A 3,573-nucleotide genomic window follows, 5' to 3' on the forward strand; every position below is an offset into this window, starting at 1 on the left:
CCCCGCCCCTTTGTTTTGGGCGGACGCGTCAAGCCGCGGTTCAGGCCGGCGGCGAGTTTCGCGGAAAGTGCGGCACGCTGCGGTCGATGTGATGCCAGGACGGCGCCGAGCTGGTCCACAGCGACGCCTGGGTATGAAACGCTTCCGGGTCGTCCAGCGACCCGGCACGCACCACCTCGTATCCCATGCCTTCCGAACCGCCGAACAGCGGCGTGCCACAGGCCGCGCAAAAGCTGCGCATGACGGTATGGCCGGAATCGCCCTTGTAGCGGTGTTCCTTGGCCTGGCCGCGCAGCATCGTCACGGAGCCGGCCGGAAAGATCAGCGCATGGGCCGGTGCGCCGCCGCTGGAATATTGGCAGTCGCGGCAGTGGCAGGTGGCGGCGGTGATGGGCTCGTCGGTGACGGCGTAACGGATCGCGCCGCACTGGCAACCGCCAGTCAGGTGTACCTGCGCGTCCGCGGCGGACGGGCGTTTGATGGAAGCATCCTGCATACGGCTTTGTCTCCGGGCGTAAGGTTTGCGCCGTGACGCGGCTGGGGCGGTCGGCGCGAATCGTGAGTCGGGAATCAGAGGCTAACCCGGCCCTTGCCGCCCGGCAAGACGGACATATTTGCAGTAATCTATGCGTCTTGCACAGGCCATGCCGCCTTTTGCGCAAGTTTCGATTTCGTTCTGCTTCCCGCCCTGGCGCTCGCCCGTGGCGGGAATCTTCATTTTTGCCATAGGCCATTCCCGTGACTTCTGCTTTGCATCAATCCAGCATCAAGTCCTTGCCGCTGCTGGGCCGCGGTAAGGTGCGCGATATGTACGCGGTGGGCGACGACAAGTTGCTGATCGTCGCGTCGGATCGTATCTCCGCGTTCGACGTGATTCTTGACGACCCCATTCCCGGCAAGGGACAGGTGCTGACCGAGCTGACCGAATTCTGGTTGCAGAAGCTGGCCCACATCTTGCCGAACCACTCCACCGGCGTGAAGCCCGAAGACGTGGTCGCGCCGGACGAAGTTGACCAGGTGCGCGGACGCGCCGTCGTGGTCAAGCGCCTGAAGCCGATCCTGGTGGAAGCTGTGGCACGCGGCTACCTGATTGGCTCCGGCTGGAAAGACTACCAGGCCACCGGCAGCGTCTGCGGCATCCAATTGCCCGCCGGCCTGCAACAGGCCAGCCAATTGCCCGAACCCATCTTCACGCCCGCCGCCAAGGCCGAATTCGGCATGCACGACGAAAACGTGGACTTTGCGCACGTGGTCAAGGAAGTGGGTCAGGAGATGGCCGAACGCATCCGCGACGTGACCCTCAAGCTGTACGCCGAAGCCGCCCGTTTCGCCGCCACCAAGGGCATCATCATTGCCGACACCAAGTTTGAATTCGGCCTGGACGACAACGGCACGCTGCATTTGATGGACGAAGTGCTGACGCCGGATTCGTCGCGCTTCTGGCCCGCCGACGGCTACCGCGTGGGCATCAGCCCGCCGTCCTTCGACAAGCAGTTTGTGCGCGACTGGCTGGAAACCCAAACGTGGGACAAGACCCCGCCCGCTCCGCGCCTGCCGCAAGAAGTGCTGGAAAAGACGGCCGCCAAGTACCGCGAAGCGCTGGACCGCCTGATTGCCTGATCCCGCGTGGCGCCGCTGACGGCGCCATGACGAAACAAACCCGCCGGTGCACCCGCCCGAGCGGGTTTTTTCATGGCCGGACGCATAAGTGAGCGGCGCGCGCATCCGGGCTTTCGATAACAAATATGTCGGATTGTTACGCTATACTCGCCCGTTGCTTACAGGACGCCCGCCGACAGGAGCCCTTCGCATGATCATGATGTTGCCGTTTCTGACTGGCCTGATCGCCGTGTGGTTTGGCGTGCTGGGCCGGCGCCGTCCGTGCGTGACCTTCTGGCTGCTGACCTTGCTGATCTTCGCGGCCTGGTGCGTGCATCACATGAATACGCCGCTGGCGTTGTCGCTGTAAAGGCCGGGCGATGATCTTCTCTGGTAATCCGGCGCGAGGCTCGCGTGTCATCAATGGGCTGGCGCTGCTGGGCGTGACCGGCATCCTGGCCATGGCGTTCGCCTGGCAACTCATTTATGACGAACTGCCGTGCCCGCTGTGCCTGCTGCAACGCGTGGCGCTGATTCTGGCCGGCGTGGGGTTCCTGCTGAACCTGCGCCTGGGCCCGTCCCCCATGCATTACGCGATGAGCATCGCGGCGTCGCTGGGCGGCATGGTCGCCTCGGGCCGGCAAGTGCTGCTGCACTTGGCGCCCGGCGATCCCGGCTATGGCTCGCCGTTCCTGGGCATGCACTTCTATACCTGGGCGTTCATTGCGTTTGCCGCCATCATCGTCTTCTGCGTCCTGATGCAGACGGCCGACCGCAAATGGGGCGACACCATGCTGAAAAAGCCCGTGTCGGCTCCGGGCATCCTGGTCATGGCCCTGTTTTTTGTCATGACGCTGGCCAACGTCGGCGGCACCACGCTGGAATGCGGTTTTGGCCCGTGCCCGGACAACCCGGACACCTATCTGTGGCTGCCCAAGGCCACCGCGCCATAGCCTGCCGCGCGCGCCGGGTAAAATACCGGGTTTCGCGGACTGAATCCGCGGTCCATTGACATTCCGCGGGCAGGTTTCCGCGGTCTTACCCTCTTTGACACCGGTTATGACAGCCAAGACTTCCGCAGCGGCCAAGGCCTCGCCCGTGGTGGGCGTGATTATGGGATCTTCCAGCGATTGGGAGGTCATGAAGCACGCGGTCAGCATGCTTGAGGATTTCGGCGTGGCCTATGAGGCGCGCGTGATTTCCGCGCACCGCATGCCGCAGGACATGGCCGAATACGGCGCGGCCGCGCATGGCCGTGGCCTGCGCGGCATCATCGCCGGCGCCGGTGGCGCGGCGCACCTGCCTGGCATGATGGCGGCGCTGACCGAAGTGCCGGTGTTCGGCGTGCCGGTGCCTTCCAAATACCTGCGCGGTGAAGATTCGCTGCTGTCCATCGTGCAGATGCCCAAAGGCGTGCCGGTGGCCACGTTCGCCATCGGCGAAGCGGGCGCCGGCAACGCGGCGCTGCACGTGATTGCCACGCTGGCGGGCACTGACGCAGGCTTGCACGAAAAGCTGGTGGCGTTCCGCGCGCGCCAGACGCAAGCCGCGCGCGACATGAAGGTTCCGCCCGAGGCGTCGATCGTATGAGCCAATCGACTTCTTTCATGATCGCTCCCGGCGGCTGGCTGGGCTTGTTGGGCGGTGGTCAATTGGGCCGCATGTTCTGCCATGCGGCGCAAAGCCTGGGCTACAAGGTCGCGGTGCTGGACCCGGCCGACGAATGCCCCGCCGGCATGGTGGCCGACCTGCACATCCAGGCGGCCTATGACGACGAAGCCGGGCTGGCCCGTTTGGCCCAGACCTGTCAGGCCGTCACCACCGAATTCGAAAACGTGCCCGCCGACAGCCTGCGCACGCTGGCCACGCGTTGCCGCGTCAGCCCGGCCGCCGACGCCGTCGCCATCGTGCAGGACCGCATCGCCGAAAAGACCTTCATCGCTTCGCAAGGCATCGCCGTGGGGCCGCACGCCG

General features: G+C 64.9%; 5 protein-coding genes and 1 pseudogene. 5 read left to right on the forward strand and 1 reads right to left on the reverse strand.

Features of this window, described 5'->3' with window-relative positions:
- Positions 1 to 40: 40 nt before the first annotated feature.
- The gene (locus ACNPP0_RS12520; protein ID WP_448706056.1) at positions 41 to 496 is read right to left on the reverse strand and encodes a GFA family protein; all 456 of its coding nucleotides are present in this window, start codon (positions 494 to 496) and stop codon (positions 41 to 43) included.
- A gap of 242 nt (positions 497 to 738) precedes the next feature.
- Here ACNPP0_RS12520 and ACNPP0_RS12525 point away from each other — a divergent pair, with 242 nt between their 5' ends.
- From ACNPP0_RS12525 to ACNPP0_RS12545, 5 genes and pseudogenes are all read left to right on the forward strand, one after another.
- On the forward strand, positions 739 to 1,620 hold the full coding sequence (locus ACNPP0_RS12525; protein ID WP_046804414.1) for a phosphoribosylaminoimidazolesuccinocarboxamide synthase: 882 nt from the start codon (positions 739 to 741) through the stop codon (positions 1,618 to 1,620).
- 190 nt (positions 1,621 to 1,810) lie between these two features.
- Positions 1,811 to 1,969, forward strand: a complete 159-nt coding sequence (locus ACNPP0_RS12530; RefSeq protein ID WP_046804415.1) for a DUF5993 family protein — start codon at positions 1,811 to 1,813, stop codon at positions 1,967 to 1,969.
- 10 nt (positions 1,970 to 1,979) lie between these two features.
- Positions 1,980 to 2,552 (forward strand): disulfide bond formation protein B, encoded by a 573-nt coding sequence (locus ACNPP0_RS12535; protein WP_448706057.1) that lies wholly within the window; start codon positions 1,980 to 1,982, stop codon positions 2,550 to 2,552.
- Between the two features lie 106 nt (positions 2,553 to 2,658).
- Positions 2,659 to 3,189, forward strand: coding sequence for a 5-(carboxyamino)imidazole ribonucleotide mutase (gene purE, locus ACNPP0_RS12540; protein ID WP_448706058.1), 531 nt, complete (start codon positions 2,659 to 2,661; stop codon positions 3,187 to 3,189).
- Positions 3,186 to 3,573, forward strand: a pseudogene (locus ACNPP0_RS12545) (5-(carboxyamino)imidazole ribonucleotide synthase); the annotation flags it as partial. The gene purE and the pseudogene ACNPP0_RS12545, both read left to right, overlap by 4 nt.

The organism is Achromobacter semiaridum, from assembly GCF_053543755.1.